This window comes from Halosolutus gelatinilyticus, assembly GCF_023028105.1.
Classification (GTDB): Archaea; Halobacteriota; Halobacteria; order Halobacteriales; family Natrialbaceae; genus Halosolutus; species Halosolutus gelatinilyticus.
Genome location: NZ_CP095491.1, coordinates 702,400 through 725,680, shown reverse-complemented (window position 1 = coordinate 725,680; position 23,281 = coordinate 702,400). Strand labels below are relative to the sequence as shown.

Genomic DNA, 23,281 nt, shown 5'->3' with positions numbered 1-23,281 from the left:
CTGCGTCTGTGACCGGGGAATTGATAACCGTTTGGATGGAATTTGATTGAATATAATCCAATATCGATTATGAACACGGATATCGATCGCGAACGAGGGATGTTGAGCGCGGCCGATCGGGAGTACCTGCTCGGCGAGCGGGAGTTCGGACACGAGCAGTCGCGGCGAAACGCCGAGGCGCGAATTCGACGGCGGGTCCGCGCGGCGATACTGGATTTCGACCTGCTGTTGCACACGCTGTCCGAGAAGGATCGACGGCAGGTGTTCGAGCGAGCGACGACCGACGAGGCGTTCCTCGACGGGCTCCGGGCGACGGTTGCGTTCGTCTACCTCGGCGCCGAGGCGTACGGCATCGGGTTCGAGGACGTCCTCGAACCCGCGGTCAGGGGATCCGAGGAGTACTTCGCCGCGGCCGATCGAGACGAGACCGTCTCCGTCGACGTCACCTTCGAAGTGGAGACGGCGATCGAGTCGTCGCTCGAAGGGGTCGCGGCCCGACTGGACGCCGGCGAGCCGGTTACGCCGCGCGAACTGTTCTCCGTCCTCATGCAGGGCGACTACGACGTGTCGGCATGCGATCGGATCACGATCGTCGGGGCGGACGAACACGACGCCGACGGCGGGATTCTCGACCGGTTGACGACCTACCTCGACGGGGAACTCCGACGGATCAACGACTCGCGGGCCGTCATCTGCTTGGCGGACGCGTCGCCGGCGGAGTGACGAGTCGAACGGGAACGGATGACTCCGGAGGGTTACGGCGGCGGTGTCGTCTTCGCGGCAGCGGCCGTCTCAACCGTCGTGTTCCGGGTGGCGGTCCACGAACAACGGCCAGAACGGGACGAGCAGTACGGCCCAACCGCGAGAAACGCGAGGACCGTCAAGTTCGTGGGGACGCCGAACCACCACAGCCCGATCGTGATTCCGATCGCGAGCGCGACGTAGGCGTAGAACGCAGCTTGGACGTCAAAAAATCCGTGGACTCCGTCAGCGGGGGGCATCGTTCGTCCGTTCTCGTGACAGACACATAACTTTTCAGTCCGCGTCACAATCGGTGACGAGAACTCGACGGGGACGCGATCGTGCTTGTGATTCGGCGTCGGCGATCGGTTTCGACGGCGACCGCGTCGACGACGAAACACCTAACACCGATCGCCGAAGTATACACGTGTATGTCCGACGCCGTCGCGGCCGACGCGTTCGCCGGCCCGCGCGACACCGTTTTGGTAGGGGCCCCATAGCCCCGCACTTCCCACCCCGTTTCGACGGATGTATTGTCGGCGACCAGCATTCACCGAGCAACGACCGGTATCACCGATGGACCACAGTACCACCCACGCGACGACGACGAATCGACGACGCCCGCGACGGGCGGTGAGAGCATGAGCATGGACGCCCCCGAGCAGGAAGACGAGGCCGACGGCAAGCCGACGCTCGAGGGAAGCTACGAGCCCGAGACCGTCGAATCGCGATGGCAGTCGCGCTGGGTCGACGAGGACGTCTACGCCTACGACGGCGATCCCGAACGGGACCCAAACACCGTCTACGCGATCGACACCCCGCCGCCGACGGTGTCGGGGAGCCTGCACATGGGCCACCTCTACGGCTCGACGCTGCAGGACTTCGCCGCGCGGTTCCAGCGCATGCACGACGGGGAGGTGCTGTTCCCCTTCGGCTACGACGACAACGGGATCGCGAGCGAGCGGCTGACCGAGGACGAACTCGACATCCGCCACCAGGACTACGAGCGCCGCGAGTTCCAGGAACTCTGCCGCGAGGTCTGTCGGGAGTACGAGGCCGAGTTCACGGAGAAGATGCAGGCGCTCGGCACCTCGATCGACTGGAACAACACCTACAAGACGATCGAGCCGCGCGTCCAGCGCATCTCGCAGCTATCCTTCCTCGACCTCTACGAGAAGGGGCGCGAGTACCGCAAGAAGGCGCCGGCGATCTGGTGTCCCGAGTGCGAGACGGCGATCTCGCAGGTCGAGATGGAAGACGACGAGCGCGGCTCGCACTTCAACGACATCGCCTTCGAGTTAGTCGGAGAGGAGAGCGAGGCGCAGAGCGCCTCGGACAGTCAAGCGGCGGAGCCGCGAGACGCGCCGCGCGAGGAGTTCGTCATCTCCACGACGCGGCCGGAACTACTGCCGGCCTGCGTTTCCGTCTTCGTCCACCCCGACGACGACGAGAATCAGGATCTCGTCGGCGAGACGGCTCGCGTTCCCATCTTCGGCCAGGAGGTCCCCATCATCGCCGACGAGCGCGTCGACATGGAGAAAGGCAGCGGCATCGTCATGTGCTGTACCTTCGGCGACCAGAAGGACATCGAGTGGTACCAGGCCCACGACCTGCCGCTCCGGGTGGCGATCGACGAGTCCGCGACGATGACCGACCTCGCCGGCGAGTACGAAGGGCTCTCCACGGAGGCGGCCCGCGAGGCGATCGTCGAGGACCTGGACGACGAGGGCTCCCTGCGCGATCGGCGGGACATCTCCCACACCGTGCAGGTCCACGAGCGCTGCGAGACGCCCGTCGAGTTCCGCGTCTCCAAGCAGTGGTACGTCGAACTGCTCGACCACAAAGAGGAGTACCTCGAAGCCGGCCGCGAGATGGACTGGTACCCCGAGAAGATGTTCACTCGCTATCGGCACTGGATCGAGGGCCTGGAGTGGGACTGGCTCATCTCGCGCCAGCGCGACTCGGGCATCCCGTTCCCGGTCTGGTACTGCGCGGACTGCGACCGCGAGATCCTGGCCGACCGCGAGGATCTTCCCGTCGATCCGCTTTCCGACGAGCCGCCGGTCGATAGCTGTCCCCAGTGCGGGTCCGACGACTTCGTCGCGGAGGAGGACGTCTTCGACACCTGGGCCACCTCCTCGCTGACGCCCCTGATCAACGCCGGCTGGGACTGGGACGAGGACGCGGAGGAGCTCACGATGGACAGCCCCGAACTCTACCCGTTCGACCTCCGACCGCAGGGCCACGACATCATCTCGTTCTGGCTGTTCCACACGATCGTCAAGTGTTACGAGCACACCGGCGAGGTGCCGTTCGACGCGACGATGATCAACGGCCACGTCTTGGACGAAAACCGCGAGAAGATGTCCAAGTCCAAGGGCAACATCGTCGCCCCCGACGAGGTGCTGTCCGAGTATCCCGTCGACGCCGTCCGGTTCTGGGCCGCGAGTGCCGCCGTCGGCGACGACTTCCCGTACCAGGAGAAGGACCTCACGGCGGGCGAGAAGCTCCTGCGAAAGCTCTGGAACGCCTCGAAGCTCGTCGACTCCCTCGCGCCGCGCGACCCCGACGAACCCGACGACCTGGAGGCGATCGATCGCTGGCTCCTCGCGGAACTCGACGACGCGATCGCGGACCTCACCGCGCACTTCGAGGCCTACGAGTTCGCCAAGGCCCGCGATCGGCTGCGGACGTTCTTCTGGAACACCTTCTGCGACGACTACTTGGAGATCGCGAAGGGCCGGGAAGACAACCCCTCGACGCAGTACGCGCTGCGGACGGCCCACCGGACGTTCCTCGAACTGTGGGCGCCGTTCCTGCCCCACATCGCGGAGGAGATCTGGCAGGCCGTCTACGCGGGAAGCGAGGCGCGAGACGGCGAGGGGCTGGACGAGACCAGCATCCACACCCGCGACTGGCCCGAGTCCCAGGGGTACGAGGCGGACCTCGAAGCCGGCGAAACCGCGATGGAGGTCATCTCCGCGCTCCGCCGGTACAAGAGCGAGAACCAGCTGCCGCTGAACGCCGACCTCGAATCCGTCTCGGTCTACGGGCCGATCGAAGGCTTCGAGGACGCCATCCAGAACGTGATGCACGTCCGGGAGCTGACGGTGCTCGAGGAAGAACCCGAGATCGCGACCGAGATCGCCTCGATCGACCTCGACTACGCGACCCTCGGGCCGAAGTACGGCGCGAAGGTCGGCGAGATCGACGCCGCGATCGACGCCGGCGAGTACGAACTCGATACGGAGGCCGGCGTCCTCCGCGTCGCCGACGAGGAACTGGAAGACGACCTGTTCGAGATCGAACTCGAGCGGACTTACTCGGGCGACGGCGAGATGCTCGAAACCGAGTCGGCGGTCGTCATCCTCGAGTGAGCGTCGGCCCGAACCGACGGACCTGGCCGACGACGGCGAACCGCTAGCTCAAACTCTCGTTTCAGGTAGCCGGAGGTATTTGACGGCGATCGACGAACCGGTGACCATGGACCGGATCACGCGACGACGAGTGCTCGGGTGCGTCGGGATCGGCGCGCTCGCCGGCTGTCTCGACGGCGAACCGACCTCGGGATCGACCGACGATACGGACGGGAACGGCGCGGATCGAGGCGGGAACGAGAACGGAGACGGTGCGGATCGCGACGATCGGCCCCCCGCGTCCTGTCCCGACTACGGGGACCACGTCGATCGCGTGGTCTGCTACGGCGACGCGGCCGACGAACCGGTAGTTCTGGAGCCCTCCGCCGACACGATCGAACTCGGCGAGGAGATCACGTTCACGCTGTCCAACGGCGCCGACGAGCGACTGAACACGAACTTCTACAACTGGCGAGTCGACAAGCACGTCGACGGCGACTGGTACCACGTTGCGCCGCTCGCATACAACGAACCGCTGATGTTCATCGATCCGGGCGACAGGCACGCGTGGACCCTGACGCCGACCAACGACGGGATCGAAGCGGTCGACTCCGTCGGCTGGGCGGGGGGAACGGAGGATCTCAGCCTCAGGGGTCTCGGCGGCGGTCATTACGCGTTCAGGGCTCGGGGCTGGTTCGAGGGATCGCGGTCCGAAGCGATCCTCGCGTTCGCGGCGACGTTCGCCCTCGACGCCGAACCGCTGACCCTGACGCCGACCGACGCCATCGAGGAGACGACTTGGGAGGGAGAGACCCTGGTCGCCCGATCGACTCGCGGCGAGCCCAACGACGAGAACTACCGCCTGGGTGCCTACGAACTCGAGACGGTGGCCGAACCCTCGACGGAACCCCGATCCATGATCACCGAGCAGGTCGTGCGACGGAATCGGCTTCGAGACGCGATCGCGCTCGCAGTGGAACACGACGCGTCGGCCGTTCGGCTCGAGGAGTACAACGCGACGCACCCGATCTTCGGTCACGATACCGACGCCGTCTACGAATACCAGGGGTCGTACTACAGGGTCAGTACGCGCGAACTCGAAGACTGAGTTTCGCGGGCGTGAACCGATCGATCGGGTGAGTTTCAGCTCGCGCGAAAAATCACGTTTTGATAGTACAGAACGCTGGAATATTCTACAGAGTTCTGATTATGAAATACAACATTTCCGAACGAATATCTCCTATTACTCAATTTTAAGCAAAGATTTATAAGAATTGGGACCAACCGACTACTGTGCTCTGCTGAAGTCGCCGCGAGCCGATCGGTCGCAGGTCGCCGTGTAAGCCGAGTACAGAGCACCCATGACGACAGATATCTCACCTGTGGAACCCCGGAACAGCCGCGCGACGCTCCCCGCGAACACGGTGTTCGAGCTCTTACTCGACGAGCAACGGCGGGACGCGTTGTACTACCTCTCCCAGAAGGTAGGCGCGGTGGCGATCGACGATCTGACGGCGCAACTCGCCCACGGAGACGGCGAACCGACGCGCGAACGCCTCGAGGCGGTCGCGGCCGGATTCCACCACAAGCACCTGCCGAAACTCGTCGACACGGCAGTGGTCCGGTACGATCCGGACGCGAGGACGATCGAACGTCGCGCCGCCGCGGCGGCACTCGATCCGTACCTCGAACTCTCGCAGCGACACGCCTGATCGGCGATCGCTGCGGAGACCCACACTTCACAACCCCCTTTCCCGATCGCGCTCGATCCGATTTCGAGCCGATTCGCACTTTTTGACCCGCGTCGCGAGCGCGAGAAACAGCGCGAGCAGCGTGAACGTAACTTCGCCAGCGGCGACCATCCCCAGGGCGTCGGCGCCGAGGAACATCGGCGCATCCCGCGGGACCGGGATGATCGTGTGGTGCGGATCGCCGACGATCGGCACGAAGTAGTCGACGAGCAGGTTGCTCCCGTACCAGACGAGCGCGATCGCGACCGCCCGGATCGGGAAGTCGGTGATCCGGTAGAGGACGGCGGCCTGGACGACCATCGCGAGGTGGCTCCAGAAGAGGAACTGGTACATGAGCGGGTGGAGCTGCGCCGTGTACGTCTCGTGGAACACTAGCAGGGTGTACGGCGTCCACAGGCCGAGGATGACGTTCCCGAAGAAGGCGAGCGCGGTCAGCCACGGCTGCTCGTAGCCGAGTTTCCAGCAGGCGATCGCGAGCGCGATAAACAGCGTCGCGAGCGGGCTGTCGGGAACCCACGGCCACATCGCGGGCGCCGTTCGCACGAACTGCCCCGAGTAGTACCAGAAGCCGAAGGCCGTCCCGGCGAGGTTGATCGCCACGACGAGCCAGGCGAAGCGCAGCCCGAGGTCTTCGATCGTCTTCGGGAGCGGCGCGAGGTAACCTGGCAGCGGGTCCCGGTCCGGAACCGCGATCGACGTTGACATCGTCTCGTCCGGCGCGACGAACGGAACACGCAAAACGATAGCGGTTACGGGGTGCCGGCGATCGATCTTCCCCGCCGCGGAGGGTCCGTCAGTAACGACCCCCGGTCACTATAGGCCGTTCCGTCCGAGTACCGCCCATGACAGTTTCGGAGACGCGACGGCGCCTGTCGACCGGTCACGAGGTCGACCTCCCGCTCGAACTCGGCTTCTCGATCGGCGGCGTGACGGTACCGGCGCGACGCGCCCGCCTCGATCGCGCCCTGCCGGACGAACTCGCGCCGCTGTCGATCGCACCCGGCGTTGGCTGTGTCGCGCTCGTCGCGATCCAGTACCACCGCGTCGGCGGCGACAACGGCATCGAGCCCTACGACGAGGTCGCCGCGATCGTACCGACCGTCCGCGGCGGCCGCTCGTCCCTCCCGCTCGGAGGGCTGTTCGGCGGCGAGATCGGCGGCTACGTCCACTGGCTGGCCGTTCCGACCGAGGAGAGCGTCGCCCTCGGCCGCGAACTGTGGGGTTACCCGAAGGAGCGAGCCGCGGTGACGGTTACCGACGGCCCCCGAGGCATTCGGGCCGTCGTCGGCGACGGCCGATCGGAGACCGTCCGGATCGACGTCGCTCGCCCGCAAATCGGTACTCGACGACGCGACTGGCGGTTGCGGAGTTTCACGACCCGCGATCGGGACCTGGTGCGAACGCGGGTCGACGTCGAGGGCGAGATCGCGATCGGGCCGCCCGTCGGCGCGAGCGTCTCCGTCGGCCCGGACGCGGCTCCGATACGGGAACTCGGCCCGTGGCAACGGCCGCTTACCCGGCTGTACGGCTCGCGCGTTCGAGCCCGGCTGTTCGAAGGCGACCCCGTAGACGCGGTGGAGACGGCGCGACGGAACCGATGACCGCACCGAGATCTGGGCGGGCCGGCGACCGCTCGATCGGGGGTCGTGTCGGCAAAGGACACGCGTAAGTGCTGGCGATTCAAACGGTTGCTCATGCCCGAGAATACCGATCTCGAGGAATTGCGACGCGGGACGGACCTCGTCAAGCGAGGGTTCGCCCGGATGCAGAAAGGCGGCGTCATCATGGACGTCGTCGACCCGGAACAGGCCCGAATCGCCGAGGACGCCGGCGCGGTTGCCGTCATGGCCCTGGAAGCGGTCCCGGCGGACATCCGCAAGCGCGGCGGGGTGGCCCGGATGGCCGACCCCGCGGACGTCGAGGAGATCGTAAACGAAGTGTCGATTCCGGTGATGGGGAAGGCCCGCATCGGCCACACGAAGGAAGCGCAGATCCTCGAAGCCGTCGGCGTGGACATGATCGACGAGTCCGAGGTGCTGACGCCCGCCGACGACGCCTACCACATCGACAAGCGCGACTTTACCGCGCCGTTCGTCTGCGGCGCCCGGAACCTCGGCGAGGCGCTGCGCCGGATCGACGAGGGCGCGGCGATGATCCGCACCAAGGGCGAAGCCGGCACCGGCGACGTCAACCAGGCCGTCCACCACCAGCGAACGATCAAAGGCGAGATCCGCCGACTCGAGGGGATGCACCACGAGGAGCGCGAGGCCTACGCCCGCGAGATCGAAGCCCCCGCGGAACTGGTCCACGAGACCGCCGAGATGGGCCGCCTGCCCGTCGTCAACTTCGCTGCCGGCGGGATCGCGACCCCTGCCGACGCCGCGCTCATGATGCACCACGAGTGCGACGGCATCTTCGTCGGCAGCGGCATCTTCGGCGCCGAAAACCCGCCGGAGATGGCCGATGCGATCGTCCGGGCGACGAACAACTGGGACGACCCCGAGACGCTCGCCGAGATCTCGAAGAACCTCGGCAAGAGCATGAAAGGCGACGCGAACGTCGACCTGCCCGACGAGGAGAAACTGCAGGGCCGCGGCGTCTGACTGACGGTCGTACCCTCGATTTCGCCTGTGACGTGCTGAATTCGCGATTGATCGGCAAGCACGCCCGTTTTCTCCGTACCCGACCTCCCTTTCGTATGGGTCAGGAAACATCTCCGACCAGCTTCGAGCAATTCTCCGACGGGGTCATGGCCGGAACCGAGCGATTGCTCCAGGAAATCACGACCGATGTATCGGACGAGACGCTGTCGTCGACGGCGAAGGAACTGCTGGACGTCGTCCAGGAAGTCGACGACCTTCTCGGCACGATCGATTTCGAGAAGCTTCCGGATGCCGTCGAAGCGTCGGCGCTGCCGGACCTCATCGAGCCGGACCAGCTCCCGGCCGCGATCCGGGAGAAAGACCCCGACCGTGCGCTGGATCTCAGCACGATCCGGCACGCCATCACACCGGGGGAGCTCTGGAACACCGTCGATCTCGTCGATTTCCAGAAGGAGTTACGACAACTCAAGACCGAACTCGCGGACGTCGTCGGTCCGGACGTGCTCGAGTCTTCCGGCGACTCCGAAGTAGCGGCCGACGCCGCGAAATTCGTCGACGAGGTGAAACCCGAGGCGACGAACGCCGCGCTCCAACAGAAGGCCCAATCAGCCGCTGAGGCCGCTCGCGGCGGTGTCATCGACGGCCACTCGAAGTTCGAAGAGCTGTACGAGTCGACCCAGCGGGGCCCGGGCTACGCCGGCCGACGGCCGGTCTCGAAGAACCCGACCGCGGTTTCGTCGGTGCCGCACGGCCCGCTTCCGGCCAGCGCATCCACGAGGGTGTCGACCGTCCCGGCGAACGTCCGCGGGTCGAAGATCGACGCCCTCCCGCGGATTTACGGCCGTCGCTGGCGGACGGCCGCGGCCGATCGGTGACGTCGGCCCGGGCGCGAGTGGAAGCCGGCCGACGATCGACGCATCACGCTCGCAGCGCCGCCGCGACCGCCAGAAACAGCAGGTACGTTACCAGCGCGCCGACCCCCGCCGAGAGGACGATCGACGGGGCGACGACCGCACCCCCGACGGCGATCGCGAGCGCGCCGGCGAGCGACCCGGCCTGGACGGCGGGGCGCTCCCAGACGCGGCGGACCGCGCGGTAGTGGCGGGTCGCGACGAGTTCGAACGCGATCGTTCCCGCGCCGCCGAGAACGAGACCGGCCGCCGAGAGTGGCGCGTCGGTCGCGCCGAGCGCGACGACGAAGGCGGAGAGGGAGAGTCCCGCGAGCGCGGCGTCGGTTCGTGTTCCCATCGTCGTCTCGATCGGCGTTCGCCGAGGGTCACTTCGAGTAGAGCCGAGCCCCGTCGCTCACGCGGGTCTGGTAGGCGCGGCTCTCGACGCCGGCTCGATCGAAGGCCTCGACCATCGCGGCGGCGATCCGTCGCCGGTCGCGGCGGCGACAGACCGCGATGACGCTCGGGCCGGCGCCGCTGACCGTGACGCCGGTTGCGCCCGCCTCGATCGCCGCCTCGTAGACGTCGTCGTAGCCGTCGATGAGCGCGGCTCGCTCGGGCGTGACGACGCCGTCGTCCATGCCGCGGCCGACGAGGTCCGGATCGTCGCGGGTCATCCCGACGGCGAGCGTGGCGGCGTTCCCGACGGTGTCGACGACGTCGGCCATCGAGGTCGTCTCGGGGACGACCCCGCGCGCGTCGCGCGTCGAGACGGTCGTCTCGGGGAGGCAGACGACGACGGGGATCGACGCGTCGACCTGCGTGACGCCGTCGTCGGTGACGATGGTAAAGCCGCCGAGCAGTGACGGGGCGACGTTGTCCGCGTGGGCCTCGCCGGAGACGAGCGCCTCGCCCTCGGCGGCGATCGGGACGAGTTCCTCGCGCGCGAGGCCGCGATCGTAGAGCGCATTGAGCGCGACGGCGGCCCCGGCCGCGCTCGCGGCGGACGAGCCAAGCCCCGAGGAGGGCCGAACGCCCTTGTCGATCCGAATGTGGGCCGGGGCGTCGAGCGCGTCCGCGACGGCGCCGACGGTATTTTGCTCCGGATCCTCCGGAATGTACTGACTCCCGGCGCCGGTGATGGTGATGCGCGTCTCCGGGGCGCGTTCGACGCGGATCACGTCTGCGGGCGTCCCGAGGGCGACACCGAAGACGTCGAAACCGCTCCCGAGATTCGCACTCGTCGCTGGTGCCCGCACGGTGAGCATGGCGAGTGCTTCCCAGACGGCGGGCAAAAAGGTAGCGGACGACGACCGCGCGGGATCGGTTTCCGACGCGGGTCGACGCGGATCGATCCGAGGAGCGTCGACGTCGTCGATCGGGGTCGCTACCCGATCGAGGACGCCGCGTCGGTACCGACTCGAACGGAGACGACGACCTCGCCCGGTCGCCTCGGAGGCGTTTCGAACGGAATCGCGTCGTTCAAACCGCTGGCCGACCGACGGCGAAGCATGACGGACGAGCACCACCACGAGCCCGATCGGGAGACGTTCAGTCACGACCCGATCGGTCACGCCGAGGTCCGCGCGGGGATGACGGTCGGCGAACTGGCCGCCGAGTACGGGAACGCGGGCGTCGGCGCGGCGGACCTCCACGAGGCCGTCGACGTGACGGCGGCGATGTTCGACGACGACGTAACCCTCTTCTTCTCGCTCGCGGGCGCGATGGTCCCCACGGGAATGCGGAAGATCGTCTCCGAACTCATTCACGATGGATACGTCGACGTCCTCGTCACCACCGGCGCGAACCTCACCCACGACTCGATCGAGGCGATCGGCGGCAAACACCACCACGGCGAGGTCCACGCCGAGGGGAAGACCGAGCGCGAACACGACGAGACGCTGCGCGACGAGGGCGTGGACCGAATCTACAACGTCTACCTTCCCCAGGAGTTCTTCGCGACGTTCGAGTCCCACCTCCGGGACGAGGTGTTCCCGGTGCTCGAAGCGGAAGCCGAAGAATCGGGTCCCGTCTCGATCGAGCGGCTCACCCGTGAACTCGGCCGGGCGAACGCCGAAGTAAACGATCGGGACGACGTCGCCGAGGACGCCGGCATCGCGGCCGCGGCGTACGAGAACGACGTGCCGATCTACTGCCCCGCGGTGCAGGATTCCGTCCTCGGCCTGCAGGCGTGGATGTACTCCCAAACCTCGCCGTTCTCGCTCGACGCGCTGTCGGACATGACGGGCCTCACCGACATCGCCTTCGAGGCCGACGAGGCCGGCGCGTTCGTCGTCGGCGGCGGCGTCCCGAAGAACTTCACCCTCCAGACGATGCTCGTCACGCCCCGCGCCTACGACTACGCCGTCCAGTTGACGATGGATCCCAAGCAGACCGGCGGCCTCTCCGGCGCGACCCTCGACGAGGCCCGATCGTGGGGCAAACTCGAGACGGACGCCGAGAACGTCTCCGTCTACGGCGACGCGACGATCGCGCTGCCGCTTGTGGTCGCGGCGGCCAGAGAGCGGATCGGAGGAAGCGAGTAGCGGATCACGGCGATCGGATTGATGAGACGGAGGCGTCGGGCTACGGCTCGACGCGCTCCAGCACGATCCGTTCGGAGAATCCGCCCCGTTCGTCGGCTTTCCGATCGCGGAGGTCCGCGAGGTCGCCATCGGAGAGCCCGTCGAACTCCCGAATCGCGCGAATCACTTCGAGAATGTCGGCGAGCTCCTCGATGTCTCGGCTCTCGTCGTACTCCGCGACTTCCTCGTGCAGCTTCTCGACGAGGTACGTCTCGTACTCCGCGTCGTCGCTCGCGGTTCGAACGATCGGCGTCTCGCCGTTCTCCTCGATGATCTCGGGGATGCGATCGCGGACGAGTTTGTCGTACGCTCGGCTCATACCGATCGTACAGCTGACGGGTCCTTAGTAGCTAGTAATACGATTTTTCGATCGGCTACCTCGTGACGTCCTGTCACATACAGGTCAAGCAGGTAACAGGGAGGAAGTCTCTATTACAGATACCGTCCACGACTACCGCGCAGGGAGGTGTAGTCTGCACGGCGGACGGTTGCTACAAAACGAAATGAAAGAGAGCCTGCAGCATCTATACGGATGCCGTAAGGCCACCATCGACGCGGATGTTCTGGCCGGTGATGTAGCTTGAAGCGGGTGAGAGAAGATACGCGACTGCATCTGCAATCTCCCCGGTTTGTGCCGGTCGTTCCATCGGGATTCGCTCTCTCGTTTCCTCGTCTACATCGTAACTATCGACGAATCCGGGCTGAACTGTGTTCATCCGGATTCCGGTCGCTGCGTATCGGTCAGCGTAGAGTTTGGTGAAACTCCCGAGTCCAGCCCGAAGCACCGATGACACGGGAAACTCACTCGACGGTTCGAACGCCGAGAAGGTAGAGATGTTTACGATCGACCCGTGGCTTTGTTCTTCCATAATGGGGGTGACAAGTCGCGTCATGCGGACAGTATTCAGCAGAACGAGGTCCAGCCCCTCGTGCCACTCTTCGTCAGAGATCCCGAGAAGATCACCGGACGGCGGATGACCCGTGTTGTTCACCACCGCGTCAAGACGACCGTAGCGCTCGTACGTCGTCTCGACAAGGGCTGCCAAATCGTCAGGATCGGTCACCGAGCCTTCAAACCCATCTCCGCCGAGTTCGTTCGCAACCTCGACGGCGCTCCCTGACCGTGATAACAGAATCGGCGTGTAACCATTCTCGTTCAGACGCCGGGCACAGGCTTCCCCGATACCGCTTCCCGCCGCTGTCACTACTGCGACTTTCGTATCAGCCATACAACCACTAATATGACCGCGTTCATAAACACACCCTCAACACACACCGTTGCAAGTACCCTCTTCGTCGCTTTTCTTACTCTGTTCGTGACAGATCCTTGGGGCGCGGGCGGAAAGAGTGCCCGTAACCGATACATCGTCCATTCAGTACGGTTCAGAGATTATCACCGTTAGCTGATCGAAGTGAGAGCGTTACCTTCGCGCGAATAGTTCGCGGTGGTTTCACAGAGGTAGATGGCTGAAGAGGATTTCGACGGGTCAGCTGTTTCTATAGCCAGCCACCGACCACCAATAGACCGAGGGCGACGACCCCAGCCAGTGTGAACGACGTCCACCCGTTCTGTGTGGCCCCTTCCACAGTGGTTGTCTCAATGCTGTCGATCAACCGTCGGCTCGACACGTTGGTCAGAAACGACAGGGCGATCCAGAGGCCGATCATCGTCAGGACGAGCTGTCCTCGAAAACTGGTAAGCAGGGTGTCGCTCGCGTATCCTTCTCCGATCATGTACATCCCGGTGAAGAACATGATAAGGGGCGCCGCCTTCGAGAACAGGGAGAACCTGGTCGTCAGCCAAGTCAGGGTATCCGGATCAAAGTATCCGTCGCGTGCCGCCGGGACAACGAGTGCGGCCATGAACACGGTCCAACCGGTCCACACGCCGGCGATCAGCAAGTGCACGATGCGCATCGCGACGTAGAGCGTTATAGTCGCCATATGGTCAACGAGGGATCTACCGACCGTAGCCGTTCACTCGAACATGTTTATCCCGGACCGACGGACGGTGCCCTAGGGGGCGTCGGTACCGCGGTTTCGCCACGCTGTGCGAATCCCCGCAGCCAGCACGATTACGATGATGACGTGGTATACCGCGTCCGGAACGGTGCGAGGGCCGACGCCGACGACCATCGTCCAGAGTCCGACGAGCGTACCCAGAAGCGCGAACGTCTGGACACCAGCAGCGGCAGTAAACATCGAGCGCGGGCGGAGCCAAGTCGTCGTCAGGCCGACGAGTAAGACGGTCCCGATCACGCTCTCGGCGATCATCGCCTCGGAGTGCTCGTACCCCCCGACGAGTACGCCGGCGTGGATCGCGGCCGCGAGGAGGAACGATGCGGCCTCGACCCCGAGCAGTACACGCACTGCTCGTCCTGCGGTGATTCCACTGGTTGACCAGAACCGGCGGTCCGGTCGACCCTCGTCTCGATTCTTATCGTTCTCCGACGTTCCAGCATCAGACGCTTCCATGGCGAGTCGTTCGCGACGAGACCACGTGGCCGTTCACTCGAACATGTTCGAGGCCATATGGATAAGGCCGGGCCTCGATACCACCACTGTATGCCTAGCGCTCGAGTGAAGTTCAAACCACCTGGAGGGGAACTTGGAGGCCCCTTCCGGTTGTCGACCGAGTATCCGAACGACACGTTTCGAATCTTGAGCGCCTACCCCACCGGGGAGGGGTTGCTCGTTCTGCTGGAGGCGCAGATGGCTGATCCATCGGCCGTTCTCGATCTCTTCAGGGGCGCTCCGAAATCGAGGGTCTCCTCCTCCGAAGTCCTCCACGCCGATGAGGAGACGATCCTGGTTCAGTTCCAGTTGCCGTTCGTTCCGCCGCCGTATCGTGCGCTCTTCGCCTCGGGCAATCTGCCCCAGTTTCCCTACACGATTCAAGACGGCTGGATCGTCTGTGACCTCTCTACCTCACACGAACGGCTGTCGCGCTTCAGGGACGAGTTGGTGGAAACGGGCTTTTCGCTGGAGGTCATTAGGATCAATCAGTCGATCGATCCGGCCGATCTTCTGACCGATCGGCAACGACAATTCGTGACCGAAGCCATCGAGCGAGGGTACTACGACGCCCCACGGCAGTGTTCGCTCACGGAACTCGCAGACGAACTCGGCGTCAGCAAGTCGACAACGAGCGTCGTGCTTCACAACGCGGAAGAAATCATCGTCAAGGAGTTCTTCGCCGTGTCGATCGAGTGAACGACGAGCATACGTCGCTACTCCTACTAGAGGAGCTTCGAGAACATATTCGAGCGAAGGGTCGTACGGCGTGACGGCCTACGAGCGTTCGATGATGCTACCGACGAATCTCAGCGATCGCGTCGTTCTGGTGACCGGAAGCTCCTCGGGGATCGGCCGGGCAACAGCCGTCGCGTTCGGACGCGAACAGGCGCGCGTAGCCGTTACTTATCACACCAACGAGAGCGGCGGGGAAGACACAGCGGACCTCGTGCGCGACGCTGGCGGTGACGCATTCGTCGTACAATACGACATGACGGATCGCACGTCCATCGACGCGGCTGTACAGGGAGTGATCGACCACTGGGGAGCGCTCGACGTGCTCGTGAACAACGCCGTCCCGTCGGGTGTAGGACCCACGCCGTTCGAGGAGATTGCGCCGGAGTCGTGGCAGCTGTTCGTTCACGGGATCCAAGACGGTGTCTTTCACACCGTTCGCACCGCAATCCCGGCGATGCAGGAGGATGGCTGGGGGCGCATCGTTAGTATCTCCTCGTCGTCGGCCGAGGGAGGGACGGCGGGAATGGCGTCCTATGGAACCGCGAAGGCCGGGATACACGGCCTGACTGGCGTCCTGGCTGACGAGTTCGGGACGGAGGGCATCCTCTCAAACGTGGTCATGCCGGGCATGGTCCTAACCGAACGAAACGTGGAACGGCCCGAAGACGTTCGGCAAGCGGTCGCCAAGCGGACGCCGTCGGGACGAATAACCACGCCGGAGGACGTCGCGAATCTAGTGGTGTACCTTGGCTCGGAAGCCAACGGGAACGTCAACGGTGCGGTTGTTCCGGTGACGGGCGGGCTATAACGCGTATCAACGGAGACGATCCGGCGAGGAAAAACATGTTCAACCGAATTTTGAGGGGGAGAGCGCCCATCTGGTTCGTTGATGACTCCGAAGTCATGTCCAATCGGATCGAAATTCGGTGGTAAGGATTGCGCTCGAACGGAACCGGACGAGAATTACGGCCGTCCCGATCAACAAGGCCCGCCTCGGTTCGTCGTCTTTGGGCTCGGTATCGCACTTGGGCTGGTTGCGGCTCGCACGTTTCAGTCAGATTCCGAAGAACGTTGACCTCATTCAACGATCGACAGTGTCGTTTCATTGGTCAGCTCTACAATAATATGGAATAATTGATAGAATCGCCGGTGTTACGTCCGCATCTCCACAGCGCATATTCACGGCGCAGTCTCAACCCGATGGGTGCTCGAGTACGGATGCCATGAGGGACCCACTCGAGTACGAAGTCGCCGTCATCGGCGGCGGGCCGGCGGGCCTAACGACGGCGCTGTACACGACCCGGCTCGGCCACCGGACGGCCGTCTTCGAGAAGGAGGGCGGTCGCCACGCGAAGGCCACCCACGTCCACAACCTGCTCGGCGTCTCCGAGAGCGTCTCCGGGGAGCAACTCGCGGCTCACGCCGTCGCCCAGTTCGAACACTACGGCGGCGACTTCCATCCCGACGCCGTCGACTCCGTTGCGCGATCGGCCGAGGGAGGATCGACAGCGGGAAGCGAAACTGGGGCCGAAGCCGACGGCGAGCCGCGGTTTCGAATCGAGTCGAGCCACGCGACGATCGAGGCCGATCGGATCGTCTTCGCGACCGGCTTTCGCGATCGCAGTCCGGACGTACCCGAACTCGAACGGTTCACCGGTCGCGGGCTCCACTACTGCCTCCACTGCGACGCCTACGCGCTCGGTGACGGCCCCGTGTTCGTGCTCGGCCACGACGAGCACGCGGCCCGCGTCGCAATGACGATGTGTAACTTCACCGGCGACGTGGATCTCCTGCTGGACGGCCGCGATCCGGGCTGGGACGACGAAACCGACGCCCTGATCGACGCACACCCGATCCGGCGACTCGACGGGGAGGTCGTCGCCGCCTACGAGGACGAGATGATCGCCGAGGATGAACCGCCCTGGCTCGGCGGCCTCTCCTTCGCTGATGGCACCGAACAGGACTACCTCGGCGGCTTCGCGATGTACGGCTCGTCGTACAACGCCGACCTCGCCGCCGACCTCGGCTGCGACCTCGACGAGGACGGCGCGATCGACGTCGACGAGCGCCGGGAGACGAGCATTGAGGGGGCCTACGCCGTCGGCGACGTCACCCACGGCCAGAACCAGACCACGATCGCGATCGGCGACGGCGCGTACGCCGGCATCGCGATCCATAAGGATCTGCGGCGGTTTCCGCTGTCGACGGACGATATCGAGGGAGGCACCGAGAGCGAGGAGTCTTCGACGGAGGCCGATCGTGACATCGAGGCGCCCGCCGCCGCGGCGGACCTCCGGGCGCAGATGCGCCGCGTTCGCGAGATAGACACCCACCCCGGGCTCCGCGGGCCGTCGCCCGGTCGGGACTGAGTCCGATCGAATCGAGCGGGGATCGACGTCCGATCAGCGCTCGGCCCGATCGGTTCCCGTTCAATACGTCCGGAACGTCGTCGATCCGACGTCGACCCGGACGAGCGCGTTCTCGGCGTAGGCGTCGGGGTCCGCGCCGTACTTCTCGTTGATGCGCCGGCGAGCCGCCGCCGTTTCCGCCTCGTCGTCGACGACTGTCGCCGTGCCGAGAATCGTCACCATCCATCTCGTGTCACCGTCGTCGTCGGCCTGCACGGAGAGCGCGACGCGCGGATTTTCCCGAATATTCGCCAGCTTTCGGCCCGTGGTCACGAGCTCGACGGCGTCGTCCGCGTACCGGTACCAGACCGGCGCGACGTGGGGGCGACCCGCGACGCAGGTCCCGAGGTGCGCCATCACCGGCTCGCTCTCGAGCAGTCGCTCCGCCTCCGGCGGGACTGTCACGGTGTTGCCACTGGGCGCAATCGACAAAAGCGATCGCCATGATCGTGCCGCCGCCGAACCGCGACGGATCGCGCTCGCTCGCGCCGCGGGCGGCCGGGGTGATCAGTACTCCGCTCGGATCCGCTCGGCGTCGAGCCGGACGTAGTGCCAGAGCGTCCCGGTCAGGCCGTCGGCGGCGATCCGCCGGCCGGAGCTCTCGACGAGCACGGACGGGCAGTAGCCCGTCGGGACCCGACGCCCGAGCCGTCGGCTCAGGGCCGTATCCTCGTTCGGCACCGGCGGGAAGCCGCCCGCGTCCTCGAAGGCCGATCGACGGACGAAGAAGTTAAATCCCGGCAGGATCGGCCGCTCCAGCCGCGAGAAGACGCGGTTGATCGTCGCCTCCATGAGCTTCGCCCGCCGGGGGCCGGTGATCCGACAGTACGAACTCGCGGCCGCCAGCCCGTTCGCCTCGGCGAACCCGAGCATGGCGGTCAGGTAGTTCGCGCGAACCCGCGTGTCGGCGTCGACGAACGCGAGCCACTCGCCCGCCGCCGCGTCGGCGCCCGCGTTTCGAGCCGCGGCGATGCCCGATCGCGGCTCCGGGAGCACCGTCGCCCCGTACTCGCGGGCGATTTCGGGCGTCGCGTCCCGCGAGCCGCCGTCGACGACGAGCACCTCGTACTCGGAGGCCGTGTCGAGCGCGGCGATGCTCGAGAGCGTCCCGCGGAGGTAGTCGGCTTCGTCCTTCGCGGGCACGACGAAACTCACCGCCGGCCCGTTGGTCTCGGCATCGGCTCCGTCGGCCATCGTCTGCGCGAAACTCTCTCGGCGGCGCTTGTAAGTGCTCCGCGTGCGTCTCCGCGGATCTCGTCTCGTCGCTCGTCACCGGCTCCCCCCGGACGTCCGCTCGCTACCGTCCCCTTGCTCGCCGCCCGGTGCCCGACTGCCGATCGCGCGTATCGATACCGTTCCCCACATCGGCAAGCAATGATCGATCATGAACGTTTATTATAGATGGCTGTGTAGGGTGGGGTACGATGTCGGTTGCACCGGTACGCGTACGCGCCTAACTCCCATTTTCAGAGCCGTCGTACCGCCTCTCGAATCCCTCGAACTCCCAACCGGCAATGAACACACAACGCCTGCAGACACGACGCGAATCGACGCCGAACCGCACCGCGAATCGCTCCCCCTCGACCGTCCGCCCGACGCCGCCCGCGGAGCTCGTCCGCTCGCCCACCGATCGGGCGCCGAAGACGTTCGCTCAAAACACGCGGCGCCTCCAGAACCTCGTCGACGAGTTCAACGCCGCGTTCGCCGCGTCGCAGGGCGATCGTTGACGCAGTAGCGGGTCGCGATCCAAACCGTCTTTTGAGTGAAGTGGCTAGGTCCGATCGGCCGATGACGATGCACCCGCTCCGAATCGGACTCGGCATCCGATTATGACGAGCCCTATGAGTGCCGAGGCCGCCGATTTACGCGCACTTCAGATCGGGTCTGTTTCGTCGATTTTCTGCGCTACGAGAGCAAGGAATCCGGGATCGTACTGCTCTTCGACGTGATTGACGTTCCAGAGTCCAGATTGGAGAATGGTGTTGCCGCCGGAGAAAAACACCACTGCATACGGCCAGGAGATGGACGGCGAGGCGGTGAACGTGGCCTTTCCGAATATGCTCGACGACGGCCCGTGGAACTGGCGAGAAATCCATCCGGCGAAGCTAGCGTCCTATTGTGGCGATCAAAATATCAAGCTCTACACCTACAAGCACACGAACCTTGAGTCGAGGGAACTAACTCGATTGTGAAATTATCTCCCGCGAACCGACCGTCGGAGCCTGCGGCTTCGCGCAACGACGGACCGCTACCGCGACTCGACGCGAAGCGACTCCTCTCGCTCCTGATCGCCGACGACCAGTTCCTCGGCGTCGAACGGGCGCGCTTCGTCCCGATACTGCTCGTAGACGGTTTCTGCCCACTCACGGGCCTCGGGAGACGCAGTGTCGATCACGGCTTCGAGCTGTGCGGACCCCGGATCGTGGCCGCAGATACCGATACAGTCGTCCATGATGTTGAGTCCGCACCGGTTGTCGTCCGGAAGGTCGTCGTGCAGGAAGATGGTACAGTTGTCACACTCGAGGGCTCGGGTGGTACGCTCGGGGTCCCAGTGTACGATCGCGCGGAGGATCCGCGGCGAGTAGATGTACTCCATCTCCATTCCGTCGAGTACGCGCCTGCAGAATACCTCGAGGTTACCCGACTTGTAGATCGTCGTTCCGAGTCCCCGAATGGACTCGGTCGACTCGAGCAAGTGCGTCACCCGATCGATGGGCTCGTAGGGGTAGTTGGGACCGGGGTAGGCGACGACGGCGTCTTCGAAGTATTCGACGGCGAACCCCTCCATCTCCTGGGGCAGCCACTGCCAGACCTCGCGAAGCGTCGTGCCGGTTTTCATGCCCTCGCGTAGCTGCAGAAACCGCTCGGCCACGAACTCACCGAGCGGCGTGAGTTCGTACCGTGGGCCGTCGCGGGCGAGCCAGGAGCGATCCTCGAAGTCGCGAATGATGCGTCCGATCGTGGGATCGGACGCCCCCGTCGCGGTGCGGAGGTCACGTCGGTCGCGCGGGGCGTCGAACAGCGCTTCGAGCGTCGCGACGCGGTGTTCCGATCGCGCCAGAAACTCGATGTCCTGAATTGCGGAACCCATTGTCCTGAATTGCGGAACCCGTGTCATCTCTTTGCATGCTCGGTATAATACTCTTCGCTCGAGCCACAAACGTTACTGTGGAGGACGCGTGTCCTCAGCAGTAGTACACCCAGAATTTGTGCCCATCCGAACAGTGGACGACGCTGTGGTCTCCGAAGGCCGCGACGTACGGTCTCACTACCGGGTCGACCTCACGATCCGGCACCGATATCTCCACCCGGGTATCACACTGGGGACAGGCAACCTCCGTAACCGGACCCCGATCCGTCGGCGTTGATGCGGATCCCATTACGCGCTCTCACCCAGTTTACGCAGCATGTGATCGAGGACGTCGGCGTGTTCGTCCTGCGGACTGAACATGATGAACTCCGAGTCGTCGTTCGCTCGAACCGTGTGGCCCGGCGGCCAGTAGAACAACTCACCGGCTTCGGTTACCTCCTCGCGTCCGTCTGCGTACCTGGCGGTGAGCGTTCCGTCCAGTATGTACCCCCAGTGGGGGCACTGGCAGTGGTCGTCTTCGAGCCCCTCTAGAAGCCCCGTGATGTCCGTCCCCGCGGCTAGCGTGAAGTATTCGCCGCTGAGTTCTCCGTACTGACTCGCGTCGCCGAATCCCATCTGTTGGCGGGCGACGGCATCTGGCGTGTCGATTTTGACCGGCACGTCCCGTTTATCTCGTTTCATTTCGATCACCTGTGTCTACGGGGCAGACGCACCTCCTGCACCCGGTTTTCGAGGGCCGGCGCGGGGACACCGTTCGTGCGCCGCCGGCGGCGGCCCCGCCGAGGTCGGAGAGCGTCGCGATCCGCTCCGTAGCACGCTGACGGACGGGGCTGGTAAACGTGTACTTATCTAGTGAAGATTTTCACCGGGTGAATATCGTGACACCTTTCGACGGCGTGTTCCGCGTATTCTCGTTGCCCACTCGCTGAACCCGCGAGTCGACGCGCCCGCCGACGCACCGATCGGGCGTGTACGCCCTCCGTCACCTCCGATATCGGACGCCGACGCCCGTTAGTTCGCCCTCGAGACTCCGGTCACGGATCGTCCGGGATCCGACGATTACAACGACGGTTCAACGTCGTTCCGTCCCCATCACGTCGAGGGCGTCTCGATCGCCGGCCTGGATCTCGTCGACGAGCGTCCCGACCGTCGAAAACTCGACGTTCGGTTTTCGATCGCGGCGGGAAACGGGTGCTCCGGCGCTCTCCGGTAGTCGACCGACACGACGACGCAGGCCCCCTCCGTCGCGAGCGACCGCGCGAGTCCGTCGTGCGTCTCCAGATCACCGGCGACCCAGCCGCCGCCGTGGAAGTAGACGACCGCGGGGAGCGCTTTGCCGGGGTCGGGATCGAAAATCCGAACCCGGACGTCCCGCGCGGGGGCCGGAATCAGCCGTTCGGTTACGTCGGCGACCGGGTCCGGCTCGACGTCGGGAACGAACAATCGCTCGAGATCCGCTCGAGCCTGCTCGGGAGAGCAGTGACTGATATCGGGTGCACCGACCTCGGCACCTTTATCCAGTAGCGCCCGAACGTCGGGATCGATCTCCTCGGCCGGGCGCGTCGCAGACCACGTCGCGAACCCCACCGGATGACGCCGATCGAGCGCAACCGAACGAACGCAATCGCGTCCCGAAATCCGTCTCGTCCGCCGAGCGGACTCATAATTCCTGGCGTATTACACGCACAGGATACTGTCACGACGATCGAACCTACCACCGAGCGATGGGGAACGAGCGCGACGAGACCACGACTCGCCGATCGCAACGTCCGAGAAAAACGACGGAATTGGAGACGGGTTTTTCCCCTTCAACACCGTACCAACGCGTATGTGTGGGCGAAATTCGCTGTTCATCTCGGAAGCCGAACTCGAGGAGCGGTTCGACGCCCGAGTGACTGTCGGCGGCTATCAGGCCCGGTTCAACATCGCGCCGCAACAACCGCATCCCGTGATCTCGAACGACGACCCCGACGAGATCACCGAGTACCGCTGGGGACTCGTTCCACAGTGGATGGGCGACCCGGATGCGGGCTTCATCAACGCACGATCGGAAACCGCTCACGAAAAGCCCGCCTTCAGACACGCCTGGGAGACGCGACCGTGCTTGGTGCTCTCCACCGGATTCTACGAGTGGAAGCAACCGAACGGCGGAGCGAAACAGCCGTACCGAGTCTACCGTGAAGACGATCCGGCGTTCGCGATGGCCGGGTTATGGGAGGAACGAGAACCGGAAGCCGGGGAGTCGCTTCGGACCGTGACCATTCTCACGACCGAACCCAACGAAGTCGTCGAGCCGATCCACGATCGGATGCCGGTTGTCCTCCGGCGGGAGGACGAGCGGACGTGGTTGAATGCGGATTCGGACGAGCGACGGGAACTGTGCCGGCCGTACCCCGGGAACGACTTGAACGCGTACCCGATCTCGACCAGGGTGAACAATCCGGAGAACGATGATGCTCGGGTGATCGAGCCGTTGGGCAGCGACCAATCGGATCTCGGCGAGTTCGCCTGAATACCGGATCGAATCCGGACCGGACTCGTCTGCGAACTCTAGTGTCCGTCGGGTGGACGCTCGGTACGGAGATGCGCGGCGGCCCGCCGTAT

The 23,281-nt window shown here is 64.9% G+C and carries 28 protein-coding genes and 1 pseudogene; 14 read left to right on the top strand and 15 right to left on the bottom strand.

Annotation, left to right across the window (positions count from 1 at the left end; translation table 11 throughout):
• Positions 1-69: 69 nt before the first annotated feature.
• Positions 70-723, top strand: coding sequence for a DUF8102 family protein (locus MUH00_RS03735; protein WP_247002427.1), 654 nt, complete (start codon positions 70-72; stop codon positions 721-723).
• A gap of 32 nt (positions 724-755) precedes the next feature.
• Here MUH00_RS03735 and MUH00_RS03730 read toward each other — a convergent pair whose 3' ends face one another.
• Positions 756-1,001: a hypothetical protein gene (locus tag MUH00_RS03730; protein WP_247002426.1), complete on the bottom strand. Its 246-nt coding sequence runs from the start codon at positions 999-1,001 to the stop codon at positions 756-758.
• Positions 1,002-1,274: 273 nt separating this feature from the next.
• Between MUH00_RS03730 and MUH00_RS03725 the strand changes: the two genes are divergently transcribed.
• The 3 genes from MUH00_RS03725 to MUH00_RS03715 all read left to right on the top strand — a co-directional run bounded on the left by MUH00_RS03725 (position 1,275) and on the right by MUH00_RS03715 (position 5,809).
• Entirely contained in the window at positions 1,275-4,118 is a 2,844-nt protein-coding gene (locus MUH00_RS03725; RefSeq protein WP_247002425.1) for a valine--tRNA ligase, read from the top strand.
• A gap of 106 nt (positions 4,119-4,224) precedes the next feature.
• Entirely contained in the window at positions 4,225-5,205 is a 981-nt protein-coding gene (locus MUH00_RS03720) for a hypothetical protein (protein ID WP_247002424.1), read from the top strand.
• A 253-nt stretch (positions 5,206-5,458) separates the two neighbouring features.
• Entirely contained in the window at positions 5,459-5,809 is a 351-nt protein-coding gene (locus MUH00_RS03715) for a DUF7344 domain-containing protein (RefSeq protein ID WP_247002423.1), read from the top strand.
• A gap of 27 nt (positions 5,810-5,836) precedes the next feature.
• On the opposite strand, the gene MUH00_RS03710 is transcribed toward MUH00_RS03715, so the two are convergent.
• Positions 5,837-6,553: a DUF1405 domain-containing protein gene (locus MUH00_RS03710; protein WP_247002422.1), complete on the bottom strand. Its 717-nt coding sequence runs from the start codon at positions 6,551-6,553 to the stop codon at positions 5,837-5,839.
• 137 nt (positions 6,554-6,690) lie between these two features.
• On the opposite strand from MUH00_RS03710, the gene MUH00_RS03705 reads away from it, so the two are divergent.
• From MUH00_RS03705 to MUH00_RS03695, 3 genes are all read left to right on the top strand, one after another.
• Entirely contained in the window at positions 6,691-7,449 is a 759-nt protein-coding gene (locus MUH00_RS03705) for an acetoacetate decarboxylase family protein (protein ID WP_247002421.1), read from the top strand.
• Positions 7,450-7,542: 93 nt separating this feature from the next.
• Entirely contained in the window at positions 7,543-8,451 is a 909-nt protein-coding gene (pdxS, locus tag MUH00_RS03700) for a pyridoxal 5'-phosphate synthase lyase subunit PdxS (protein ID WP_247002420.1), read from the top strand.
• 95 nt (positions 8,452-8,546) lie between these two features.
• Positions 8,547-9,326, top strand: a complete 780-nt coding sequence (locus MUH00_RS03695; protein WP_247002419.1) for a hypothetical protein — start codon at positions 8,547-8,549, stop codon at positions 9,324-9,326.
• A gap of 43 nt (positions 9,327-9,369) precedes the next feature.
• On the opposite strand, the gene MUH00_RS03690 is transcribed toward MUH00_RS03695, so the two are convergent.
• Both MUH00_RS03690 and MUH00_RS03685 read right to left on the bottom strand, forming a co-directional pair.
• Complete coding sequence (locus MUH00_RS03690; RefSeq protein WP_247002418.1) at positions 9,370-9,699, bottom strand: hypothetical protein; 330 nt, start codon at positions 9,697-9,699, stop codon at positions 9,370-9,372.
• Positions 9,700-9,727: 28 nt separating this feature from the next.
• The gene (locus MUH00_RS03685) at positions 9,728-10,609 is read right to left on the bottom strand and encodes a homoserine kinase (protein WP_247002417.1); all 882 of its coding nucleotides are present in this window, start codon (positions 10,607-10,609) and stop codon (positions 9,728-9,730) included.
• 243 nt (positions 10,610-10,852) lie between these two features.
• On the opposite strand from MUH00_RS03685, the gene MUH00_RS03680 reads away from it, so the two are divergent.
• A complete protein-coding gene (locus MUH00_RS03680; RefSeq protein ID WP_247002416.1) occupies positions 10,853-11,887 on the top strand; it encodes a deoxyhypusine synthase in 1,035 nt (344 codons plus the stop codon).
• Between the two features lie 40 nt (positions 11,888-11,927).
• Here MUH00_RS03680 and MUH00_RS03675 read toward each other — a convergent pair whose 3' ends face one another.
• From MUH00_RS03675 to MUH00_RS03660, 4 genes are all read right to left on the bottom strand, one after another.
• Positions 11,928-12,245 (bottom strand): nucleoside triphosphate pyrophosphohydrolase, encoded by a 318-nt coding sequence (locus MUH00_RS03675; protein ID WP_247002415.1) that lies wholly within the window; start codon positions 12,243-12,245, stop codon positions 11,928-11,930.
• A 205-nt stretch (positions 12,246-12,450) separates the two neighbouring features.
• Positions 12,451-13,155, bottom strand: coding sequence for an SDR family oxidoreductase (locus MUH00_RS03670; RefSeq protein ID WP_247002414.1), 705 nt, complete (start codon positions 13,153-13,155; stop codon positions 12,451-12,453).
• A gap of 268 nt (positions 13,156-13,423) precedes the next feature.
• Entirely contained in the window at positions 13,424-13,870 is a 447-nt protein-coding gene (locus tag MUH00_RS03665; RefSeq protein WP_247002413.1) for a hypothetical protein, read from the bottom strand.
• A gap of 72 nt (positions 13,871-13,942) precedes the next feature.
• Complete coding sequence (locus tag MUH00_RS03660) at positions 13,943-14,296, bottom strand: hypothetical protein (protein ID WP_247002412.1); 354 nt, start codon at positions 14,294-14,296, stop codon at positions 13,943-13,945.
• 195 nt (positions 14,297-14,491) lie between these two features.
• Between MUH00_RS03660 and MUH00_RS03655 the strand changes: the two genes are divergently transcribed.
• The 3 genes from MUH00_RS03655 (at position 14,492) to MUH00_RS03645 (ending at position 17,547) form a co-directional block, all read left to right on the top strand.
• Positions 14,492-15,139 (top strand): helix-turn-helix domain-containing protein, encoded by a 648-nt coding sequence (locus MUH00_RS03655; RefSeq protein WP_247002411.1) that lies wholly within the window; start codon positions 14,492-14,494, stop codon positions 15,137-15,139.
• 70 nt (positions 15,140-15,209) lie between these two features.
• Positions 15,210-15,986: an SDR family NAD(P)-dependent oxidoreductase gene (locus MUH00_RS03650; protein WP_247002410.1), complete on the top strand. Its 777-nt coding sequence runs from the start codon at positions 15,210-15,212 to the stop codon at positions 15,984-15,986.
• Between the two features lie 415 nt (positions 15,987-16,401).
• The gene (locus tag MUH00_RS03645) at positions 16,402-17,547 is read left to right on the top strand and encodes an NAD(P)/FAD-dependent oxidoreductase (protein WP_247002409.1); all 1,146 of its coding nucleotides are present in this window, start codon (positions 16,402-16,404) and stop codon (positions 17,545-17,547) included.
• Between the two features lie 60 nt (positions 17,548-17,607).
• Here MUH00_RS03645 and MUH00_RS03640 read toward each other — a convergent pair whose 3' ends face one another.
• Together MUH00_RS03640 and MUH00_RS03635 are read right to left on the bottom strand one after the other, a co-directional pair.
• Positions 17,608-17,943, bottom strand: coding sequence for a pyridoxamine 5'-phosphate oxidase family protein (locus MUH00_RS03640; protein ID WP_247004069.1), 336 nt, complete (start codon positions 17,941-17,943; stop codon positions 17,608-17,610).
• A gap of 150 nt (positions 17,944-18,093) precedes the next feature.
• Positions 18,094-18,780, bottom strand: a complete 687-nt coding sequence (locus tag MUH00_RS03635; RefSeq protein WP_247002408.1) for a glycosyltransferase — start codon at positions 18,778-18,780, stop codon at positions 18,094-18,096.
• Positions 18,781-19,100: 320 nt separating this feature from the next.
• Between MUH00_RS03635 and MUH00_RS03630 the strand changes: the two genes are divergently transcribed.
• Positions 19,101-19,313, top strand: a complete 213-nt coding sequence (locus MUH00_RS03630) for a hypothetical protein (RefSeq protein ID WP_247002407.1) — start codon at positions 19,101-19,103, stop codon at positions 19,311-19,313.
• A 146-nt stretch (positions 19,314-19,459) separates the two neighbouring features.
• On the opposite strand, the gene MUH00_RS23315 is transcribed toward MUH00_RS03630, so the two are convergent.
• The gene (locus MUH00_RS23315; protein WP_486606279.1) at positions 19,460-19,588 is read right to left on the bottom strand and encodes a GIY-YIG domain-containing protein; all 129 of its coding nucleotides are present in this window, start codon (positions 19,586-19,588) and stop codon (positions 19,460-19,462) included.
• On the opposite strand from MUH00_RS23315, the pseudogene MUH00_RS03625 reads away from it, so the two are divergent.
• Positions 19,566-19,778: pseudogene (locus MUH00_RS03625) on the top strand (DUF7961 domain-containing protein); the annotation flags it as partial. The gene MUH00_RS23315 and the pseudogene MUH00_RS03625 sit on opposite strands and share 23 nt — an antisense overlap.
• 56 nt (positions 19,779-19,834) lie before the next feature.
• On the opposite strand, the gene MUH00_RS03620 reads toward MUH00_RS03625, so the two are convergent.
• The 4 genes from MUH00_RS03620 to MUH00_RS03610 all read right to left on the bottom strand — a co-directional run bounded on the left by MUH00_RS03620 (position 19,835) and on the right by MUH00_RS03610 (position 22,264).
• On the bottom strand, positions 19,835-20,677 hold the full coding sequence (locus tag MUH00_RS03620) for a helix-turn-helix transcriptional regulator (protein ID WP_247002406.1): 843 nt from the start codon (positions 20,675-20,677) through the stop codon (positions 19,835-19,837).
• 94 nt (positions 20,678-20,771) lie between these two features.
• On the bottom strand, positions 20,772-20,966 hold the full coding sequence (locus MUH00_RS23130; protein WP_425603039.1) for a hypothetical protein: 195 nt from the start codon (positions 20,964-20,966) through the stop codon (positions 20,772-20,774).
• On the bottom strand, positions 20,966-21,358 hold the full coding sequence (locus tag MUH00_RS03615) for a cupin domain-containing protein (RefSeq protein WP_247002405.1): 393 nt from the start codon (positions 21,356-21,358) through the stop codon (positions 20,966-20,968). Before MUH00_RS03615 ends, MUH00_RS23130 begins: the two co-directional genes overlap by 1 nt.
• 411 nt (positions 21,359-21,769) lie before the next feature.
• Positions 21,770-22,264, bottom strand: a complete 495-nt coding sequence (locus MUH00_RS03610; protein WP_247002404.1) for an alpha/beta hydrolase — start codon at positions 22,262-22,264, stop codon at positions 21,770-21,772.
• Between the two features lie 241 nt (positions 22,265-22,505).
• On the opposite strand from MUH00_RS03610, the gene MUH00_RS03605 reads away from it, so the two are divergent.
• On the top strand, positions 22,506-23,189 hold the full coding sequence (locus MUH00_RS03605; RefSeq protein ID WP_247002403.1) for an SOS response-associated peptidase: 684 nt from the start codon (positions 22,506-22,508) through the stop codon (positions 23,187-23,189).
• Positions 23,190-23,281: the final 92 nt, after the last annotated feature.

What these genes read in the sequence shown, in the direction of transcription:
- MUH00_RS03735 (WP_247002427.1), top strand. Translation starts at nt 70, where the DNA reads ATGAACACGGATATCGATCGCGAACGAGGGATGTTGAGCGCGGCCGAT.
- MUH00_RS03730 (WP_247002426.1), bottom strand. Translation starts at nt 1,001, where the DNA reads ATGCCCCCCGCTGACGGAGTCCACGGATTTTTTGACGTCCAAGCTGCG.
- MUH00_RS03720 (WP_247002424.1), top strand. Translation starts at nt 4,225, where the DNA reads ATGGACCGGATCACGCGACGACGAGTGCTCGGGTGCGTCGGGATCGGC.
- MUH00_RS03715 (WP_247002423.1), top strand. Translation starts at nt 5,459, where the DNA reads ATGACGACAGATATCTCACCTGTGGAACCCCGGAACAGCCGCGCGACG.
- MUH00_RS03710 (WP_247002422.1), bottom strand. Translation starts at nt 6,553, where the DNA reads ATGTCAACGTCGATCGCGGTTCCGGACCGGGACCCGCTGCCAGGTTAC.
- MUH00_RS03705 (WP_247002421.1), top strand. Translation starts at nt 6,691, where the DNA reads ATGACAGTTTCGGAGACGCGACGGCGCCTGTCGACCGGTCACGAGGTC.
- pdxS (WP_247002420.1), top strand. Translation starts at nt 7,543, where the DNA reads ATGCCCGAGAATACCGATCTCGAGGAATTGCGACGCGGGACGGACCTC.
- MUH00_RS03695 (WP_247002419.1), top strand. Translation starts at nt 8,547, where the DNA reads ATGGGTCAGGAAACATCTCCGACCAGCTTCGAGCAATTCTCCGACGGG.
- MUH00_RS03690 (WP_247002418.1), bottom strand. Translation starts at nt 9,699, where the DNA reads ATGGGAACACGAACCGACGCCGCGCTCGCGGGACTCTCCCTCTCCGCC.
- MUH00_RS03685 (WP_247002417.1), bottom strand. Translation starts at nt 10,609, where the DNA reads ATGCTCACCGTGCGGGCACCAGCGACGAGTGCGAATCTCGGGAGCGGT.
- MUH00_RS03680 (WP_247002416.1), top strand. Translation starts at nt 10,853, where the DNA reads ATGACGGACGAGCACCACCACGAGCCCGATCGGGAGACGTTCAGTCAC.
- MUH00_RS03675 (WP_247002415.1), bottom strand. Translation starts at nt 12,245, where the DNA reads ATGAGCCGAGCGTACGACAAACTCGTCCGCGATCGCATCCCCGAGATC.
- MUH00_RS03670 (WP_247002414.1), bottom strand. Translation starts at nt 13,155, where the DNA reads ATGGCTGATACGAAAGTCGCAGTAGTGACAGCGGCGGGAAGCGGTATC.
- MUH00_RS03665 (WP_247002413.1), bottom strand. Translation starts at nt 13,870, where the DNA reads ATGGCGACTATAACGCTCTACGTCGCGATGCGCATCGTGCACTTGCTG.
- MUH00_RS03655 (WP_247002411.1), top strand. Translation starts at nt 14,492, where the DNA reads ATGCCTAGCGCTCGAGTGAAGTTCAAACCACCTGGAGGGGAACTTGGA.
- MUH00_RS03645 (WP_247002409.1), top strand. Translation starts at nt 16,402, where the DNA reads ATGAGGGACCCACTCGAGTACGAAGTCGCCGTCATCGGCGGCGGGCCG.
- MUH00_RS03640 (WP_247004069.1), bottom strand. Translation starts at nt 17,943, where the DNA reads ATGGCGCACCTCGGGACCTGCGTCGCGGGTCGCCCCCACGTCGCGCCG.
- MUH00_RS03635 (WP_247002408.1), bottom strand. Translation starts at nt 18,780, where the DNA reads ATGGCCGACGGAGCCGATGCCGAGACCAACGGGCCGGCGGTGAGTTTC.
- MUH00_RS03630 (WP_247002407.1), top strand. Translation starts at nt 19,101, where the DNA reads ATGAACACACAACGCCTGCAGACACGACGCGAATCGACGCCGAACCGC.
- MUH00_RS03620 (WP_247002406.1), bottom strand. Translation starts at nt 20,677, where the DNA reads ATGGGTTCCGCAATTCAGGACATCGAGTTTCTGGCGCGATCGGAACAC.
- MUH00_RS23130 (WP_425603039.1), bottom strand. Translation starts at nt 20,966, where the DNA reads ATGGGATCCGCATCAACGCCGACGGATCGGGGTCCGGTTACGGAGGTT.
- MUH00_RS03615 (WP_247002405.1), bottom strand. Translation starts at nt 21,358, where the DNA reads ATGAAACGAGATAAACGGGACGTGCCGGTCAAAATCGACACGCCAGAT.
- MUH00_RS03605 (WP_247002403.1), top strand. Translation starts at nt 22,506, where the DNA reads ATGTGTGGGCGAAATTCGCTGTTCATCTCGGAAGCCGAACTCGAGGAG.